Origin of the sequence: Desertihabitans brevis (assembly GCF_003327535.1) — a bacterium.
Classification (GTDB): domain Bacteria; phylum Actinomycetota; class Actinomycetes; order Propionibacteriales; family Propionibacteriaceae; genus Desertihabitans; species Desertihabitans brevis.
Map to the genome: position 1 here is coordinate 305,439 of NZ_QOUI01000002.1, position 16,865 is coordinate 322,303.

A 16,865-nucleotide genomic window follows, 5' to 3' on the forward strand; every position below is an offset into this window, starting at 1 on the left:
ACTCCCGACCGGGCCGTGGCGGACGACGGCGCCAACGCCGGCTGACACCGAGGTGAACGGCCCGGGCTGCGCGCGCCGCGCCGGGCTCAGCCTGTTCTTCGTCGTTGCTTCTCCCGTTCCCAGCCGCGCCCGCGGCGACACGGCTTAGCGTGATCTACGTCACATCCTAGGGAGTGCGGGGGTGGTTCGGATGGGGACGAGGACGCTGCGTCGGCTCGCAGCAGCAGGAGCGTGTGCGGCGGTGCTGGGGCTGGCCCCGGCGGGGGTCGCCCTGGAGACGGCGGAGGCCGCGGGGTGCTCGGTCACCTGGGGCTCGCTGCCGGAGGTGGACCGCACCTTCACGCCCAACGACATCGAGCAGGTCCGCACGGGGCGGCACGCCTGCTTCGACCGGCTGGTGCTCGACCTGGACCGCCGCGGCGTCGGCTACGACGTGCGCTACGGCACCGTCCACGCGCCGGGCAGCGGGTCCGTCGTCCCGCTGCGGGGAGCCGCCGACATCGAGGTCGACGTCGCCGCCTGGGGACGCTCGTTCCGGGTCGGTGCCCTGGCCGACGTCAGCGGCTACGACACCTTCCGCCAGGTCCGCTTCGCCGGCACCTTCGAGGGGCGCACGACCATCGGGCTCGGCGTCCGGGCGCGGCTGCCCATGCGGGTGTTCGAGCTGGACGGTCCGGGCACCGGCAGCCGGCTGGTGATCGACGTCGCGCACCGGTGGTGAGCCGCGGGTCGGGCCGTCGGCCCGGTCACTCCAGGTAGAGACCGAGCTCCGAGGCCAGCCGTTCGCGCTCGGCGAGCCGGCGGTTCGACCCCTTCGCGCTGGCGCTGGCCAGGGTGGCCAGCACGTCGATCACCAGGCTGACCACCACCGGGGAGACCTCCGGCGACTCCGGGTGGGCGCGGACGTCCGCGCTCAGCCCGGCGAACGGGTCACCGGCGCCGGTGTCGATGACGACCGCCTCGGCGGCGGAGGCCAGCAGCGGGTGGTCGGCGGCGTCGGTGATGACCAGCAGCGAGCCGCCGGCCCGGGCGAAGGGCAGCGCGTTGTCGACGGTGTAGCGGCGCCAGCGGCGCAGCGAGACCACGATCAGCACGTCGCTGTCGCGGACGTCGCTGAGGATGTCGAGCGGGCGCACGATGGTGCCGTCGACCAGGGTGACCTGGGCCAGCGCGGCGCTGAGCTTGGCCGCCAGCAGCGAGGCGTGGGTGAAGGAGGTCGCCGCACCGAGCACGAACCGGCGGCGGGCGCCGGTGATCCGGGCGGCCACCGCCTCCAGGGACGGGTCCTCGGCCAGCCAGTCCAGACCGGCGGCAACGTCGCGCCGGTAGGCCTGCACCAGCCGCTGCTTGAGCAGCCGGGAGGACCGCGGGGCCCGGACCGGTTCGGTGGTCACCGCGACCCGTCCCCGACGTCCACCTCGAGCCGGGGGCGGTCGTCGGCCACCAGCCGGCCGGCGACGCCCAGCGGCAGGGTGTGCGCGCCGGGGCCGTGGCCGAAGCCGAGCTCCTCCACCAGCGGCACCCCGAGCGGGGCCAGCAGCTCCAGCGCCAGCGCGCGGATCTCGGCCAGCGGGCTGCAGGCGTACCAGCCGCCCAGCGCGATCCCGGCGACGCGGGAGAACCAGCCGGCGCGCAGCAGCGCCTGCAGGTAGCCGTCGAGGCGGTAGGTCTCCTCGGTGACGTCCTCGAGCAGGACGATGCACCCGGTGTGGTCGGGGACGGGCCGGCCGCGGGCGCCAAGCGTCATCGCCAGCAGGCTGAGGTTGCCGCCGACCAGCCTGCCCTCGGCCACCCCGGGCACCAGCGTCGCCGCGGCCGGGGACGTCCAGGTGCGCGGGCCGGCGGGGCCGACCACCGCCCGGCGCAGGTCGGCGGTGGCCGCCTCGTCGTCCAGCAGCGCGCCGGTGGCGACCATCGGCGAGAACCAGGTGGGCACGCCGAGCCGCTCGGCGAACCACTCGTGCAGGGCGGTGACGTCGGAGCTGCCGAACAGCGGTTTCGGCTCCGCGGCGCGCATCGCCCCGACGTCCAGCCGGTCCAGGACGCGGACCGCGCCGTAGCCGCCGCGCACGCAGAACACCGCGGCGTACCCGGGGTCGCACCAGGCCTGCTGCAGGTCGGCGGCGCGCTGCTCGTCGCTGCCGGCCAGGTAGGACGCCCGCGGGTGGGCGGCGGTGGTGCTGGGGAACGGCACCGGCTCCAGCCCCCAGCCGCGCAGCAGCCCGACCGCGCGTTCCAGGCGTCCGGGCTCCAGAGGGCCGGACGGGGCCACCAGCGCCACCCGCGACCCCGGACGCAGCGGGGCCAGCACGCGCGCGTTCACGGCCGGCTGCCCAGCCGGGACGGCACCACCCGCAGCAGGCTCTGGGTGTAGGCGTGCCGGGGGTCGAGCAGCACCTGCTCGACGGAGCCCTCCTCGACCAGCCGGCCCTGGTGCATCACCACCACCCGGTCGGCGATGTTCCAGGCCAGCCCCAGGTCGTGGGTGATCACCAGCGCACCGAGGTCGAGGTCGCGCTGCAGCTCCAGCAGCAGGGCCAGCACCTCACCGCGCACCGAGGCGTCCAGGCTGGCCACCGGCTCGTCGGCCACCAGGAAGGTCGGCTGCAGGGCCAGCGCGCCGGCGATCACCACCCGCTGCCGCTGCCCGCCGGAGAGCTCCTGGGGCAGCCGGCCGAAGAACGCCTCCGGCGGGTTCAGCTCGGCCCGGCGCAGCGCCTCGGCCACGTGCTCGGCCTCGTCCCCGGGCAGCCGGTGGATCTGCACCCCCTCGGCCACCGCCTGGTAGACGGTGTGCTTGGGGTTGAGCGAGGCCGAGGGGTCCTGCAGCACGAACTGCACGGCCCGGCGGTAGGCCTTGAGCCCGGCCCGGTCGGTCGGCAGCGGGTGACCGCGGTGCAGCACCGTGCCCGAGGTGGGGCGCTGCAGGCCGAGCACGCTGCGGGCCAGGGTGGTCTTGCCCGACCCGGACTGCCCGACCAGCGCGACGATCTCGCCGCGGCGGCACTGCAGCGACACCGAGTCGACCGCGCGCACCGCGCGGCCGCGGGAGCGGAAGTCGACCACCAGGTCGCGGACCTCGAGCAGGGGTGGGTCGGCGGGGTCGGGTGATCGCCCTTCGACAGGCTCAGGGCGCTGGGGGGTGGGCTCGGTGCGCTGGGCGTCGAGGGCGTCGCGGCTGGCGACGCGGCCGACCACCCGGCGGGAGGCCGGGTCGCCGATGACGGGGAAGGCGGCGGCCAGCTCACGGGTGTGCTCGTGCTCGGGGGCGGTGAGGATGCGCTCCGACGGGCCCTGCTCGACGACCCGGCCGTGACGCATCACCACGATGCGCTCGCAGACCGCGGCCAGCACCGACAGGTCGTGGCTGATCATCACCAGCGTCAGCCCGCGCTCGCGGACCAGGGCGCTGAGGACGTCCAGCACCTGCGCCTGGACCACCACGTCGAGGGCGGTGGTCGGCTCGTCGGCGATGATGACGTCGGGGTCGCAGGCCAGCGCCATCGCGATCATCACCCGCTGCTTCTGCCCACCGGACAGCTCGTGGGGGTAGGCGTCGGCGCGGGCCACCGGCAGGTCGACCAGGCCGAGCAGCTCGGCCACCCGGGCCTGCCGGCTCTCCGCGCTGCCGCCGCGGTCGGCGTGCAGCTCCAGCGCCTCGAGGATCTGCCAGCGCACCGTGCGCACCGGGTTGAGCGAGTGCATCGCCCCCTGGAAGACGATCGCCGCCTCGGTCCAGCGCACCGCGCGCAACCGGCCCCACGACATCGCGGCGACGTCCTCGCCGTGCACCAGCACCTCCCCCTCCAGCCGGGAGGAACGCGGCAGCAGCCGGAGCACCGACATCGCCAGGGTGGACTTGCCGCAGCCGGACTCCCCCGCCAGCCCGAGGGTCTCCCCGCGGCCGACCCGCAGGCTGACGTCGTCCACCGCCACCAGCTCCGGCTCACCGGGACGCCGGTAGCCGATCGTCACCCCGCGCCACTCCAGCGCGGGCGCCGCCGTCGGCGTCATCAGCGCCCCCTCAGTGTCGGGTTGAGCACGGCCTCCAGGGCCCGGCCGACCAGCGTGAAGCACAGCACCACGAGCACGATCGCCAGCCCGGGCGGCAGCACGAACCACCAGAACCCGGCCGTCGCGGCGCCGGTGTCGAGGGCCCGCTTGAGCATCGAGCCCCAGGAGAACTGGGTGGCGTCACCCAGCCCGAGGAAGGACAGCGTCGACTCCGCGATCACCGCCGAGCCGACGGTCAGGGTGGTGTTGGCCAACACCAGCGGCATCACCGCGGGCAGCACGTGGCGGCCCAGCACGTGCAGGTGCCCGCCGCCCAGCGCCCGGGCCCGCTCGATGTAGGGCCGGGCCTCGATGGTCAGCGTCTGGGAGCGCACCACCCGGGCGGTGGCGGCCCAGCTGGTGACGCCGATCGCGATGACGATCGTCCACAGCCCCCGCGAGAGCACCGCCGACAGCACGATCGCCAGCACCAGGCTGGGCACCACCAGGAAGAAGTCGATCACCCGCATGATCACGGCCTGGGTGAGACCGGAGAAGTGCCCGGCCGCCATCCCGACCGCGGTGCCGATGAGCATCGAGACCGCGGTCGCGGAGAAGCCGACCAGCAGCGAGACCCGGGCGCCCCACAGCAGCATCCCGAGCACGTCGCGGCCCGAGGGGTCGGTGCCCAGCGGGTGGGCCGCGCTCGGCGGCTCGTTGATCCCGGCGGTGACCCGGGTGACGTCGAGGGTCTCGATCGGCACCAGCAGCGGGGCCAGCAGCGCCAGCACGATGACGACCGCCAGCACCAGCAGCCCGACCAGCCCGGACCGGGTGGCCACGAACTCGCGCCACAGCCCGGCCGCGCGGGCCCGTCGACGGGCCCGGACCACCGAGACCGGGGAGGCGGGGGCCGTCACGACGACCTCAGCCGCGGGTCGAGGACCCGGTAGACCAGCTCGGCGACGAAGTTCATCACGATGACGATCGAGGAGAAGACCACGAAGGTGCCCTGCAGCAGCGGCAGGTCGGGGGCGCTGAGGCCCTGGAAGGTGAGGTAGCCCAGCCCCGGCCAGGAGAACACCGTCTCCACCGTGACCGCGCCACCGACCAGCCCGCCGATGGTGAGGAAGATCAGGGTGACCGTGGGCAGCAGGGCGTTGGGCACCGCGTGCCGGGTGCGCACCAGGTCCTCCCGCAGGCCCTTGGCCCGTGCGGTGGTCAGGTAGTCCGAGGTCATCTCCTCCAGCACCGAGGCCCGCATCACCATCAGGTACTGGGCGTAGACCACTGCGACCATGGTGAGCACGGGCAGCACCAGGTGGTGGGCCACGTCGAGCACCAGCGCCAGCCCGCGCAGGTCGGTGCCGGCGGTGACCATGCCGCCGCTGGGGAACCAGCCGAACCCGCCGCTGAAGACCAGCAGCAGGATCAGCCCCAGCCAGAAGGTCGGCACCGACCAGAACACCAGCGCCAGCCCGGTCTGGGACCGGTCGAACAGGCTGCCCCGCGTCCAGGCCGCCTTCTGCCCCAGCCACAGCCCGAGCACGATCGAGACCAGCGCCGCCGACCCGGTGAGCAGGACGGTCGGGCCGAGACCCTCGAGGATCAGCGCGCCGACGCTGCGGTTGTAGACGTAGGAGACGCCCAGGTCGCCGCGCAGCAGGTCGCCGAGGTAGGAGACGAACTGCCACGGCAGCGGGTCGTTCAGCCCCAGCTCCTCGCGCAGCCGCTCGACCTCCGCGGCGCTGACCCGGCGGCCGCGGGTGAGGTTGATCGCCGGGTCACCGGGCAGCACCCGGAAGGCGAAGAACCCGAGCACCACCACCATCACCAGGCTGATCGCGGCCCCGCCGCCCTTCCAGGCCAGGTAGCGGCCCAGGGTCGAGCCGCGGGGCTGCTCCTCCTCCAGCGCCGGCGTCGACTCCGCGAGCGTCACTCGCGGTCGTCGGCGCCGCCGCGGCGCCGGATCGCGATCAGGACACCCGCAGCCCCGGCCACCACGACCACCGCGATGGCCACCCAGGCACCAGCCGGCAGACCGCCGTCCTCAGCGCCGGCCTCCTCGGCGACCACCGGCTCGGCGCCGTACAGACCCCAGTAGGCGTTCTGGCTGAGGATGACCCCGCCCTCGGTGGGCTGGGTGACGAACCCGGTGAACCGGTCGCTGCGGTAGGCCTCCAGCGTGTCGGCGTAGTAGATCGGCATGTTGACCGCCGCCGCGTACAGCACCGAGAAGGCCTCCTTGACCAGCTCGGCGCGGCGTCCGGGGTCGAGCTCGGCGTGCTGGGCGGCGTAGAGCTCGTCGAACTCCGGGCTGCACCAGTTGTTCTCACTCGTCGCCCCCGAGCCGTCGGCGTTGGGCCGGGAGGCGCAGGTGTTGATGGAGAGCTGGAAGTCGGGGTCGGGCCCGATCCCCCAGCCGGTGAAGTACAGGTCGTAGTTGCCGAGGGTGGAGTCGTCGTTGACCTGGTTCGGCTGCACCATCATCACGTCGGTGGCGATGCCGATGTCGGCCAGCCACGGCCCGATGAAGTCGGCCATCTGCTGGTGCGAGGCGTCGGTGTTGCGGCCCATCAGCCGCAGCCGCAGCGGCTCACCGTCCTGGTCGAGCCGGATGCCGTCCGGGCCCCGCTCGTAGCCGGCCTCGTCCAGCATCTGGTTGGCCGCGGCCGGGTCGAAGGGCCAGGCCTGGTAGCCGGGGGCGAAGCCGAAGTAGTCGGCGTAGACGCTGGGCACCTCGGTCTGGCCGGGCACGCCGAGGCCCTGGCGGACGGTGTCGAGCAGCGCCTGCCGGTCGATGGCGGTGAAGATCGCCTCCCGCAGCACCGGGTCGCGCAGGGCGGGGTTGCCGTCGCCCATCGGGTTGCCCTCGGCGTCGATGGCGCCGGGGTTGATGGCGATCGACTGGTAGCGGCGTCCCGCGCCGGAGTTGGTGGTGATGCCCGGCTGGCCCTCCAGGGACTGGAACTGCGCCGGGGTGAGGCCGTTGAGGACGTCGATCTCACCGGCCCGCAGCCCCTGCACCGCGGCGTCGCTGTTGCGGTAGACCACCCAGGTGATCCCCGACACCTTCGGCGCCCCGCGCCAGAAGTGCGGGTTGGCCGCCATCTCCACCGACTGCCCGGTGGTGGCGGACTCGATGACGAACGGGCCCGAGCCCACCGTGTCGGTGTCGTTGGCGTAGGTGGCGGCGTCGACGCCCTCCCAGACGTGGCGCGGGACGATCGGCAGCTCGGCGCCGGGGTTGGACGCCTGGGGCGCGGTGAGCTGGATCTGCACGGTCTGCGGGTCCGGGGCGGTGACGCTCTCCACGTTCTCCACCAGACCGCCGTTGGCCTGCTGCAGCGCGTCGTTGTCGATCACCTGCTGGAAGGTCCAGGCCACGTCGTCCGACGTCAGCGGCTGGCCGTCGGACCACAGCCGCCCCTCGGGGACGGTGAAGGTCCAGGTGCGGGCGTCCTCCGAGGACTCCCAGCTCTCGGCCAGCCCGGGCGCGATCTCGTTGTCGGGACCCCACACCACCAGCGGCTCGTACTGGAAGCGCAGGATGTCGGTGCTCGAGGCGAGGATGGCCAGGAACGGGTTGAAGGTGTCGATGTCGCTGGTCAGCGCCACCTTGATCCGCGGGGCGGCGGCGGGCTCGGCGGAGGCCGGGGCCGGCGCCACCAGCACCCCGAGCGCCAGCACGGCGGCCACCAGCACACCCATCGCGCCGCGGACGCGACGCACCATCGAGCTGCCCATCTCTCCTCGTTCCGTCGGGGTTCCCGGACGGCACGAACCAAGCAGCCCGGTCCTGACGTGTCAATGACCACAACGGGATACGTAACCCAACCTTGACATTCATCTCGCCGCCGGACGCCACTGCTCGCCAACGGGGCGGATCTGCAGCACAGTGGCCCGCGACATGTGTTCCGCATCGCTCCCGCGCGTCCCCGACGCCTCCGCCGAGCCGGAGGTGGTCGGGCTGCTCCGCCGGCTGATCGCCTTCGACACCACCAACCGCTCCCCCGGCGACGCCGAAGGTGAGCTGGACTGCGCCCGCTGGCTGGTCGGGCGGCTCCAGGAGGTCGGCTGGGAGCCGCTGCTGATCGCCCCCGACGACGCGCCGGAGCGGGCCAGCGTGGTGCTGCGGGTGACCGGGCGGGACCGCACCCTGCCCGCCCTGCTGGTGCACGCCCACCTCGACGTGGTCCCCGCCGAGCCCGAGCAGTGGAGCGTGCCGCCCTTCGCCGGCGTCGTCGCCGACGGCCATGTGTGGGGCCGGGGTGCGGCCGACATGAAGGACATGGCCGCGGCCACCCTGGCGGTGCTGCTGGACTGGGGCCGCAGCGGCCGGCGTCCGCGCCGCGACGTGGTGGTGGCCTTCGTCGCCGACGAGGAGACCGACGGCCGCTTCGGGGCCCGCTGGCTGGTCGAGCAGCACGCCGGGCTCTTCACCGGGGTGGAGGCGGCGATCGGCGAGTCCGGCGGGATGGTCGAGGAGTGGCCGCACCGTGACGGGCACCGGGTGCGGCTGGCCCGGGTGGCCGCCGGGGAACGGGGCACCCTGCACGTCCGGCTGACCGCCCGCGGGACGTCCGGGCACGGCTCACGCCCGCACGAGGACAACGCGGTGCTCGCCCTCGTCGACGCCCTGCACCGGATCGGGCACCACCGGTGGCCGATCCACCTCTCGCCGCTGGTGCGGGCCCAGCTGGCCGGCACCGCCGAGGCGCTCGGGCACCCGGTCGACCTGGACGACGACGCCGGGGTGGAGCGGGCGCTGGAGCTGCTCGGGCCCGCGGTCGACGCCGCCCGCTACACCGTCCGGGCCGCCACCACCCCGACGGTGCTGCAGGCCGGCTACAAGGTCAACGTCATCCCGGGCACCGCCAGCGCGGAGGTGGACGTGCGCTGCCCGCCGGGCTACCTCGACCAGGTGGTGGCGCGGCTGCCCGAGCTGGTCGGCGACCGGGTCGAGCTGGAGCACACCGTCTTCGAGCCGCCGGTGCAGGCCCCGTTGGACGGGCCGTGGTTCGCGGCCATGGTCGAGGCCGTGACCGCGGAGACGCCGGGCACGGTGGTCGTGCCCGGGTGCCTGGGCGGTGGCACCGACGCCAAGGCGTTCAGCAGCCTCGGCATCGCCTGCTACGGCTTCTCCCCGCTCACCCTCGACCCCGCCGGTCGTACTCCCGGCGGGGTGCACGGGGTGGACGAGCGGGTGCCGGTGGCCTCCCTGGTCGGCGGGACGCGGGTGCTCACCCGCTTCCTCGAGCGGGTCTGAGCCCGGCGGGCACGGCCGGGACGCCGACGAGGTCGGCCACCCGGCGTCCGATCTCGGCCATCACCGCCAGCACCTCTCCGCGCGGGTCACGGGGGGCTTCCTGCCAGTCGGCCTGCACCGCCCAGGCCACCGACCCCTCCGGTCCGGTGACCACGCCGACGTCGACGCGGACGGTGGAGATGGTGCCGGTCTTGTTGACCAGCAGGACCCCGCGGTCGGGCTCGCCGTGGGCCAGCGGGTCCAGCCCGAAGGCCGAGGCCACCATGGACAGGTCGGCGTTGGCCGCCAGCCAGCCGCGCACCCGGGCGCTGACCGCCGCCGAGACGAGCTCACCACGGTGCAGCCGGGCCAGCAGCTCCGAGAGCTCCTCGGCACACCCCACCGACAGCGTCGGCGGGTGCTGCGGGCCGCGGTCCTCCCGCACCCGGTCGAGCAGGGCGCTGCGGTGCACGCCCAGCGAGCGGGTGAGGGTGGTGACGGCGTCCAGGCCGACCCGGCGGAGCAGCACGTTGGTGGCGAGGTTGTCGCTGAAGCCGCCGACCAGCCAGCACAGGTCGTCGACGCCGAGGGTGTCGGTGCGCATCAGGTACCACAGCCCGGAGTCGGCGACGGTCTCGTCGGGTGCCGGGCTGAGCGGTTCGTCGGGGTCGAGCTCGCCGGCCTCCAGCCGGCGGGCCACCTCGAGCAGCAGGAACACCTTGCCGACGCTCGCGGTCCGCAGCACCTGCTCCGGCGCGTGCGCTGCGAGCACCCGCGAGGTCGCGACCTCGCGGAGGCACACCGACCAGCGGACGTCCTCGGGCAGCGGTGGCAGCGTTCCGGTGGTCACCGGCCCAGCCTGGCAGGTCCGGCCGGCGTCCGCAGGCGGCCCGGGTGCTGGCGGTGTCGTCCGGGGTCTGGTCTGCTGGGGGTCGGCACCGGCGCCGACCGCGGTCCCGGGCCGTCCACCGAAGGAGCTGGAGTGTTCCCCGACGTCGCGCGGCTGCGCCGCACCCGGTCCCGCTCGATCTGCCCCGAGAACCCCGACGGCGCCAAGGGCGGCGCCGCCCGGGCCACCGAGGGCACCGGCGCTCACGCGGCCCGCGAGCTGGGCCGGGGCTGGAAGGTGTCACCGTCGGTCGAGATCGCGGCCGGGCAGACCCACGAGCTGGGCCGCATCGACGAGCCGGGCCGGATCACCCACATCTGGATGACCACCCACACCCGCCACTGGCGCTCGCTGGTGCTGCGCGCGTACTGGGACGGCGCCGACGAGCCGGCGGTGGAGACCCCGGTGGGCGACTTCTTCGCCCAGGGCTGGGGCCGCTTCGCCCAGGTGTCCTCGCAGATGGTGGCGACCAACCCCCACGGCGGGTTCAACTCCTACTGGCCGATGCCCTTCGCCGGCTCGGCGCGGCTGACGCTGGAGAACCTCGGCACCGAGCCGGCGGTCGTCTACTACCAGCTCGACTACGAGGTCGGCGGCGACGTCGAGGGCACCGGCTACCTGCACGCCCAGTTCCGGCGCAGCAACCCGCTGCCCGAGCTGACCACCCACCCGATCCTCGAGGTCACCGGCCGCGGGCACTACGTCGGCACCTACCTGGCCTGGGGCGTCAACTCCAACGGCTGGTGGGGCGAGGGCGAGGTGAAGTTCCACCTGGACGGCGACACCGACCCGACCATCGCCAGCACCGGCACCGAGGACTACTTCGGCGGCGCCTGGAACTTCGACGTGCCCGGCCGGGGCTACACCGAGTTCAGCACCCCCTTCCTCGGGATGCCGCAGGTGATCCGTCCCGACGGGCTCTACGACAGCCAGCAGCGGTTCGGGATGTACCGCTGGCACGTGCCCGACCCGATCACCTTCGAGAGCGACCTGCGGGTCGACATCCAGGCGCTCGGGTGGAAGTCGGGCCACCGCTACCTGCCGCTGCGCGACGACATCGCCTCGCTGGCCCTGTGCTACCTCGACGTACCCACGACCACCCGCCCCGAGCTGCCCGACGTGGACGCCCTGGCGGTCTGAGCGGACCGGCGCGTCAGGAGGAGGCGGGCGGGCGGATCGCACCGATCCGCAGCGACAGCACCGCGCCGACGCCGGCGGCCACCGTCATCACGGTGAAGACGGCCCCGAAGGCGGTCGGCTCGGCACCGGGCGCCAGCAGCAGCGCGAAGACGGTGCCGGCCGTGCCCGCCAGCACCGCGTTGCCGACCGCCTCCCCCACCTGCAGGGAGGAGGAGTTGCGGCCCTGCTCCACGACCGGGCTGAGGGTCATCATCGCCACCGAGGTGCTCGACATCATCAGCCCCATGCCGAGCCCGACCACCACCCAGGCCGGTCCGACCAGCCCGAACCAGAGCTCGGTGCGGGCGCCGACGAGCGCGGTGACACCCAGACCGGCCACCACGCACAGCGCGCCGGTGGTGATGAGCTGGTGGCGGGCCAGCCGCACCCACGAGCGCGACTGCAGCCAGGAGCCGGTGAACCAACCCACCGCGCCCACCGTCAGCGCCGCCCCGGCGAGCACCAGGTCGAGCTCGCGGGTGCGGACCAGCATCAGCGGCACGAACGCCTCGGCGCCGAAGAAGGAGCCCGCCACCAGCAGCCGGGCCCAGACCACCGTCGGCAGCCCGGTGCGGAAGCGCCAGAAGCCGGTCGGCATCAGCGCCGGCAGGGCCAGCCCGAGACCGACCAGACCCGCCAGCGCGACCGCCACCGTGATCCAGTCGCGGTCACCGTCGGCCGCGCGCTGCCCCGCCAGCTGCACCGCCGCCGCGGCCAGCGCCACCACCCCGGCCGCCCACAGCGGCACCGGACGCGCATCCGGGTCACCGTCGAGGACGCCGCTGGCCTGCAGCCGGAGCAGCGTCGGCAACCCGAGCACGGCCGCCAGCACCACCAGCGGCAGCACCCCGAAGAACACCCAGTGCCAGCTCAGGGTGGTGGTCACCCAGGCCGCCACCGGAGGGCCGACGAAGGCCGGCACCACCCACGCCGAGGAGATCCAGGTCATCATCCGGGCCCGGCCGCGGTCGTCGTAGGCGCGGGCGATGACGACGAACAGCCCGAGGTTGAGCGCCCCGGCGCCGAGTCCCTGCACCAGCCGGCCCGCGGCGAGCTGGACGAAGGTCGGCGCGGCTCCGGCCACCACCAGCCCGATCGCGAAGACGACCATGCCGCCGGCCAGCGGCCGCAGCGGACCGACCCGGTCGGCCAGCCGGCCGGCGACCACGGTGGCCAGCAGCATGCCGATGACGAAGAGGGAGAAGGTCCAGGCGTAGTAGCGCACGCCGTCGAGGTCCTCCGCGGCCCGCGGCATGGCGGTGGCCACCGAGACCGACTCGAAGGCGATCGCGACCACGCCGATGCAGAGCCCGACGCCGAGGGCGCGGCGGTCCAGGGCGGGGCGGGTGAGCTGGTCGGTCATGCGGGATCCGTTCGGGGGTTCGTGCGGTGCGGGGCCCATCGCAGCACCTCCAGCGCACTGGAGGTCAACCGGACGCTCACACGGGGCGGGTGAGCACCAGCGGCTCACCCCGGGTGACGGCGACGGTGTGCTCGGAGTGGGCCGAGCGGCTGCCGTCGGCGCTGCGCAGGGTCCAGCCGTCGGGGTCGACCACCAGCTCGTCGGTGCCGGACATGAACCAGGGCTCGATCGCGATCACGAGCCCCGGCCGCAGCGTCATCCCGGTGCCGGGCTCGCCCACGTTCGGCACGTGCGGCTCCTGGTGCATGGTGCGCCCCACCCCGTGCCCGCCGAACTGCCCGTTGACCGGGTAGCCGAAGCGGGCGGCGACCGCGGCCACGGCCGCCGACACGTCACCCATCCGGCGTCCGGGACGGGCGGTGGCGATCGCGGCCTCCAGCGCCTCCTCCGTCGCCCGGACCAGCCGCGCGTCCTCGGGGCTGGTGCGGCCGATGCCGAAGGTCACCGCGGAGTGGGCCACCCAGCCGTCCACCGCCACGGCCAGGTCGAGGGTGAGCAGGTCGCCGTCGGCGAGGGTGTGGTCGTGCGGCAGCCCGTGCAGCGCGGCGTCGTTGACCGAGGTGCAGATGTAGTGCCCGAACGGCGAGGCACCGAAGGACGGGTGGTAGTCGACGTAGCAGCTCTGCGCGCCGCGGGCCTCCACCCGCCGGCGCACCAGGTCGTCGATCTCGAGCAGGTTCGTCCCCACCCGGACGCTCTCGCGCAGCTCGGCCAGCACCTCGGCGACGAACGCACCCGCCGGACGCATCCGCTCCACCGTCCGGGCGCTGTGCAGCTCGACCATGGGCCCAACCTAGTGCCGGCGACTACAGTGGCGGGATCAGGAGCGGCGACCGACTCGTTCCAGGGAGGGACCAGTGAGCCAGCAGACGACCCAGGAGCTCAGCCCCGGCGCGGAGACGATCCTCGACGAGCGCACCGACCAGCGTCTGGACGACGGCGACCACGAGCGCTTCTCCCACTACGTCCCCAAGGCGCCCCTCACCGAGGCGATGGTGATGGGGACGCCGGTGGTGGCGCTGTGCGGCAAGGTGTGGGTGCCCAGCCGCAACCCCGACAAGTTCCCGGTCTGCCCGGAGTGCAAGGAGATCTGGGAGTCGCTGCGCGACGGCGGCGAGGGCGGCGACGAGGGCTGAGCCGCTCACGCCGCCCGGGGCAGGGTGAGCACCTCCGGGCCGTCCTCGGTGATGGCCACGGTGTGCTCGCTGTGCGCCGTGCGGCACCCGGTGGCGCTGCGCAGCGTCCAGCCGTCGGCGTCGGTGACCAGCTGGTCGGTGTCGGCCATCACCCACGGCTCGAGCGCCAGCAGCAGCCCCGGACGCAGCGGGTAGCCCCGCCCGGGACGTCCGGTGTTGGCCACGTGCGGGTCCTGGTGCATCGTCGAGCCGATGCCGTGCCCGCCGAACTCGGTGTTGACGCGGTAGCCCGCCCCGGTGAGCACCGCCCCGATGGCGGCGGAGATGTCACCGGTGCGCGCACCCGGCTGGGCCGCCGCGATGCCGGCGGCGAGGGCGCGCTCGGTGACCTCGACCAGCGCCACGCTCTCGGCCGGACGGGCCTCGCCGACGACGAAGCTGATCGCGGCGTCGGCCGCGACCCCGTCGAGGGTGACGGCCAGGTCGAGGCTGAGCAGGTCGCCGTCGGCGAGCACCTGGTCGCGGGGCCGGCCGTGCAGCACGGCGTCGTTGACCCCGGTGCACAGGTGGTGGCCGAACGGCCCGCGGCCGAACGACGGCGCGTAGTCGACGTAGCAGGACGTCGCCCCGGCCTCCTCGATGAGCTCCTTCGTCCAGCGGTCGAGGGTGAGCAGGTTGGTGCCGACCTCGGTGCGGCGGCGCAGCGTCTGCAGGATGTCGCCGACCAGGGCGCCGGTGCGGCGGGCCCGGTCCACCCGGCTGGGGCTGAGGATCTCGATCATGGTGCCTCTCTGGCAGTCGGATAACTATCCCGGTCAGATTATCCCGGTATTAGAGTTGGCGTCATGGTCCGGTTGCCCCTCACCCCCGCCGAGGTCGAACGCGGTCGGCGTCTCGGTGCCCTGCTCCGGCGTGCCCGCGGGCCGCGCACGGTGCTCGAGACGGCACTGGCGGCCGGGGTCTCGCCCGAGACGCTGCGCAAGATCGAGTCCGGACGGGTCGCCACCCCGGCCTTCCCGACGATCGCCGCCGTCGCCGATGTCCTCGGGCTGTCCCTGGACGAGGTGTGGGCCGAGATCAACCCCTCCGCGGGCGCCAGCCGGGCGGCCCACCGGCGCCGGCAGCGGCTGACCGCCACGTCCTAGACGGCCGCCTCGTAGGGCTGCTCGGCCTCCCGCTCGGCCGGCTGCAGGTCGCCGGTCTCGCCGGCCCGCACGGCCCGGCGTCCGAACCAGGTGCAGTAACCCAGCACCGCCAGCCACACCAGCGCGCCGAGGAGCACCCGGGCCCAGACCGGCAGCGTGCTGGGGGTGAGGAACGCCTCCAGCCCGCCGCTGACCGCCAGCACCAGCACCAGCCCCATCGCCAGGGTGGCGGCCGCCCGTCCCTCGGCCACCAGGGCCCGTCCGCGGGTGCGGGGTCCGGGTGAGATCCAGGCCCAGGCCACCCGCAGGCCGCCGGCCGCGGCGATCCAGATGGCGGTCAGCTCCAGCAGCCCGTGCGGCAGGATCAGGCCGAAGAAGACGTCCGCGCGGTCGTGGGCGACCATGAACCCGGCGGCCACCCCGAGGCTCTCGGTGTTCGACCACAGCACCAGCAGCAGCGGTGCCAGCGCCACCCCCAGGAGCAGGCAGATCGCGGCCACGCGGGCGTTGTTGAGCCACACCTGGAAGGCGAAGTCGTGCGCCGGGTTCTCGCTGTAGTAGGCGGCGAAGTCGTGCTCGACGTAGGCCCGCTGCAGGTCCGGTGGCAGCAGGGCGTCGGCCAGGTCGGGGTTGCCGGCGACCCGGGCGGCCAGCACCCCACCGACGGCGACCATCGCCACCGCCACCCCCAGGGCCGGCCACCGGTTGCGGTAGACCGCGGCCGGGAAGGCGACGGTGAGGAAGCGGACCAGGGTGGCCGCCAGCACCGGGCCCGACCCGTGCTGCACCGCCCGTGCCCGCGCCAGCAGCCCGGTCAGCCGGGCCTCCAGCAGCGGGTCGTGGGCGCTGGCCCGGACCACCGACAGGTGGGTGGCGACGCGGGCGGTGAGGTCCACCAGCTCATCGACCTGCTCCCCGGTGAGCCGGCGTCGGGTGGTGAGCCGGTCGAGCCGGTCCCACTGCCCCTCGCGCTCGGCCACGAAGGAGTCGATGTCCATGGCCCGCACCCTACGAGGCGGGCGGCTCGGCACCGGCCGGCACTAGGCTCACGGCGTGCTGTACACCGGGGAGGCGGTCGGACTGGACCTGCGCCCCGCCCGGGTGCCGACCCGCGCCGTCTCCGCCGCGGTCGACCTCGCCTGCCTGCTGGGGCTGTCCCTGCTGTGGTCCCGGGCCACCGAGGAGCTCGGCGGCTCCCCCGCCGCGACCGCCGCCCTGGGCACCGCCGGCTACCTGCTGATCTGCTTCGTCGTCCCGGTGGCGGTGGAGACGCTGAGCCGCGGACGCACCCCCGGCCGGTGGGCGACCGGGCTGCGGGTGGTCCGCGACGACGGCGGTGTGGTCCGGCTGCGGCACGCGGTGACCCGGTGGCTCGCCTTCTGGCTGGTCGACTTCTCCCCGCTCACCCTCGGCCTGCTGGGGCTGGTGGTGGCCGGCGCGCACCCGCAGGGCAAGCGGGTCGGCGACCTGCTGGCCGGGACGGTGGTCGTCCGGGTGCGCTCTCCCCGCCAGCCGCCGCTGCCGCCCGAACCGGCGTCCGACCTGGACGGGTGGCGTCGCCGGCTGGAGCTCAGCGGGCTGCCCGACGACCTGCTCGCCGCCGCCCGCACCGTGGTGCGCCGCGGCGGCGAGATGCGCCGACCGCCGCGCCAGGCGCTGCTGGACGACCTGGCGCGTCAGGTCTACCCGCGGCTCAGCCCACCGCCGCCGCGTCCGCTGACCAGCGAGGAGCTGCTGGTCGCGGTGGTCGCCGAACGCCGCGACCGGGCGCGCGACCGCGTCCGCCGCAGCCGGGACGGCGTGCCGACCGGTGAGCAGCTGCCAGCCGGCTGGCGCTGAGCCGCGCGGGCCG

At 74.5% G+C, this 16,865-nt stretch carries 17 protein-coding genes; 6 read left to right on the plus strand and 11 right to left on the minus strand.

All coding sequences use genetic code 11. The features are described from left to right. The first annotated feature begins 190 nt into the window (after nt 1-190). Nucleotides 191-721, plus strand: a complete 531-nt coding sequence (locus DT076_RS04765; protein ID WP_114125489.1) for an AMIN-like domain-containing (lipo)protein — start codon at nt 191-193, stop codon at nt 719-721. A gap of 25 nt (nt 722-746) precedes the next feature. Here the strand turns inward: DT076_RS04765 and DT076_RS04770 are convergent, their stop codons facing one another. The 6 genes from DT076_RS04770 to DT076_RS04795 are packed head-to-tail and all read right to left on the minus strand — an operon-like array spanning nt 747 to nt 7,740. Next, nucleotides 747-1,394: an SIS domain-containing protein gene (locus DT076_RS04770; protein ID WP_114125490.1), complete on the minus strand. Its 648-nt coding sequence runs from the start codon at nt 1,392-1,394 to the stop codon at nt 747-749. Then, complete coding sequence (locus DT076_RS04775; RefSeq protein ID WP_114125491.1) at nt 1,391-2,323, minus strand: S66 peptidase family protein; 933 nt, start codon at nt 2,321-2,323, stop codon at nt 1,391-1,393. The genes DT076_RS04770 and DT076_RS04775 overlap by 4 nt, the downstream gene beginning before the upstream one ends. Beyond that, a complete protein-coding gene (locus DT076_RS04780; RefSeq protein ID WP_114125492.1) occupies nt 2,320-4,014 on the minus strand; it encodes a dipeptide ABC transporter ATP-binding protein in 1,695 nt (564 codons plus the stop codon). Before DT076_RS04780 ends, DT076_RS04775 begins: the two co-directional genes overlap by 4 nt. After that, the gene (locus DT076_RS04785; protein WP_114125493.1) at nt 4,014-4,913 is read right to left on the minus strand and encodes an ABC transporter permease; all 900 of its coding nucleotides are present in this window, start codon (nt 4,911-4,913) and stop codon (nt 4,014-4,016) included. Before DT076_RS04785 ends, DT076_RS04780 begins: the two co-directional genes overlap by 1 nt. Then, the gene (locus DT076_RS04790) at nt 4,910-5,932 is read right to left on the minus strand and encodes an ABC transporter permease (RefSeq protein ID WP_233493642.1); all 1,023 of its coding nucleotides are present in this window, start codon (nt 5,930-5,932) and stop codon (nt 4,910-4,912) included. The genes DT076_RS04785 and DT076_RS04790 overlap by 4 nt, the downstream gene beginning before the upstream one ends. Next, a complete protein-coding gene (locus tag DT076_RS04795) occupies nt 5,929-7,740 on the minus strand; it encodes an ABC transporter substrate-binding protein (protein WP_114125494.1) in 1,812 nt (603 codons plus the stop codon). The genes DT076_RS04790 and DT076_RS04795 overlap by 4 nt, the downstream gene beginning before the upstream one ends. Nucleotides 7,741-7,903: 163 nt before the next feature. Here DT076_RS04795 and DT076_RS04800 point away from each other — a divergent pair, with 163 nt between their 5' ends. Further along, on the plus strand, nt 7,904-9,262 hold the full coding sequence (locus DT076_RS04800; RefSeq protein ID WP_114125670.1) for a M20/M25/M40 family metallo-hydrolase: 1,359 nt from the start codon (nt 7,904-7,906) through the stop codon (nt 9,260-9,262). Here the strand turns inward: DT076_RS04800 and DT076_RS04805 are convergent. Then, nucleotides 9,237-10,091, minus strand: coding sequence for a serine hydrolase (locus DT076_RS04805; RefSeq protein WP_158548044.1), 855 nt, complete (start codon nt 10,089-10,091; stop codon nt 9,237-9,239). The two genes, DT076_RS04800 and DT076_RS04805, sit on opposite strands and share 26 nt — an antisense overlap. Before the next feature lie 132 nt (nt 10,092-10,223). Between DT076_RS04805 and DT076_RS04810 the strand changes: the two genes are divergently transcribed. Continuing rightward, nucleotides 10,224-11,270, plus strand: a complete 1,047-nt coding sequence (locus DT076_RS04810; protein WP_114125496.1) for a glycoside hydrolase family 172 protein — start codon at nt 10,224-10,226, stop codon at nt 11,268-11,270. A 13-nt stretch (nt 11,271-11,283) separates the two neighbouring features. On the opposite strand, the gene DT076_RS04815 is transcribed toward DT076_RS04810, so the two are convergent. Together DT076_RS04815 and map (DT076_RS04820) are read right to left on the minus strand one after the other, a co-directional pair. After that, entirely contained in the window at nt 11,284-12,672 is a 1,389-nt protein-coding gene (locus DT076_RS04815; RefSeq protein ID WP_158548045.1) for an MFS transporter, read from the minus strand. Nucleotides 12,673-12,748: 76 nt separating this feature from the next. Beyond that, on the minus strand, nt 12,749-13,516 hold the full coding sequence (gene map, locus DT076_RS04820; protein WP_114125498.1) for a type I methionyl aminopeptidase: 768 nt from the start codon (nt 13,514-13,516) through the stop codon (nt 12,749-12,751). 118 nt (nt 13,517-13,634) lie between these two features. On the opposite strand from map (DT076_RS04820), the gene DT076_RS04825 reads away from it, so the two are divergent. Then, a complete protein-coding gene (locus DT076_RS04825) occupies nt 13,635-13,868 on the plus strand; it encodes a DUF3039 domain-containing protein (protein WP_407642707.1) in 234 nt (77 codons plus the stop codon). A 5-nt stretch (nt 13,869-13,873) separates the two neighbouring features. Here DT076_RS04825 and map (DT076_RS04830) read toward each other — a convergent pair whose 3' ends face one another. Further along, complete coding sequence (map, locus tag DT076_RS04830; protein WP_114125500.1) at nt 13,874-14,650, minus strand: type I methionyl aminopeptidase; 777 nt, start codon at nt 14,648-14,650, stop codon at nt 13,874-13,876. A 63-nt stretch (nt 14,651-14,713) separates the two neighbouring features. On the opposite strand from map (DT076_RS04830), the gene DT076_RS04835 reads away from it, so the two are divergent. Continuing rightward, nucleotides 14,714-15,013 carry a helix-turn-helix domain-containing protein gene (locus DT076_RS04835; RefSeq protein WP_114125501.1) on the plus strand — a complete coding sequence of 100 codons (300 nt, stop codon included), beginning with the start codon at nt 14,714-14,716 and terminating at the stop codon, nt 15,011-15,013. Here the strand turns inward: DT076_RS04835 and DT076_RS04840 are convergent. Continuing rightward, a complete protein-coding gene (locus tag DT076_RS04840; protein WP_114125502.1) occupies nt 15,010-16,011 on the minus strand; it encodes a stage II sporulation protein M in 1,002 nt (333 codons plus the stop codon). The genes DT076_RS04835 and DT076_RS04840 overlap by 4 nt on opposite strands. A 55-nt stretch (nt 16,012-16,066) precedes the next feature. Between DT076_RS04840 and DT076_RS04845 the strand changes: the two genes are divergently transcribed. After that, nucleotides 16,067-16,852, plus strand: coding sequence for an RDD family protein (locus DT076_RS04845; RefSeq protein WP_114125503.1), 786 nt, complete (start codon nt 16,067-16,069; stop codon nt 16,850-16,852). The last annotated feature ends 13 nt before the right edge of the window (nt 16,853-16,865 follow it).

Coding starts and splice junctions, on each gene's coding strand:
- DT076_RS04765 (WP_114125489.1), top strand. CDS start 191: ATGGGGACGAGGACGCTGCGTCGGCTCGCAGCAGCAGGAGCGTGTGCG.
- DT076_RS04780 (WP_114125492.1), bottom strand. CDS start 4,014: ATGACGCCGACGGCGGCGCCCGCGCTGGAGTGGCGCGGGGTGACGATC.
- DT076_RS04795 (WP_114125494.1), bottom strand. CDS start 7,740: ATGGGCAGCTCGATGGTGCGTCGCGTCCGCGGCGCGATGGGTGTGCTG.
- DT076_RS04800 (WP_114125670.1), top strand. CDS start 7,904: ATGTGTTCCGCATCGCTCCCGCGCGTCCCCGACGCCTCCGCCGAGCCG.
- DT076_RS04815 (WP_158548045.1), bottom strand. CDS start 12,672: ATGACCGACCAGCTCACCCGCCCCGCCCTGGACCGCCGCGCCCTCGGC.
- map (WP_114125498.1), bottom strand. CDS start 13,516: ATGGTCGAGCTGCACAGCGCCCGGACGGTGGAGCGGATGCGTCCGGCG.
- map (WP_114125500.1), bottom strand. CDS start 14,650: ATGATCGAGATCCTCAGCCCCAGCCGGGTGGACCGGGCCCGCCGCACC.
- DT076_RS04835 (WP_114125501.1), top strand. CDS start 14,714: ATGGTCCGGTTGCCCCTCACCCCCGCCGAGGTCGAACGCGGTCGGCGT.
- DT076_RS04840 (WP_114125502.1), bottom strand. CDS start 16,011: ATGGACATCGACTCCTTCGTGGCCGAGCGCGAGGGGCAGTGGGACCGG.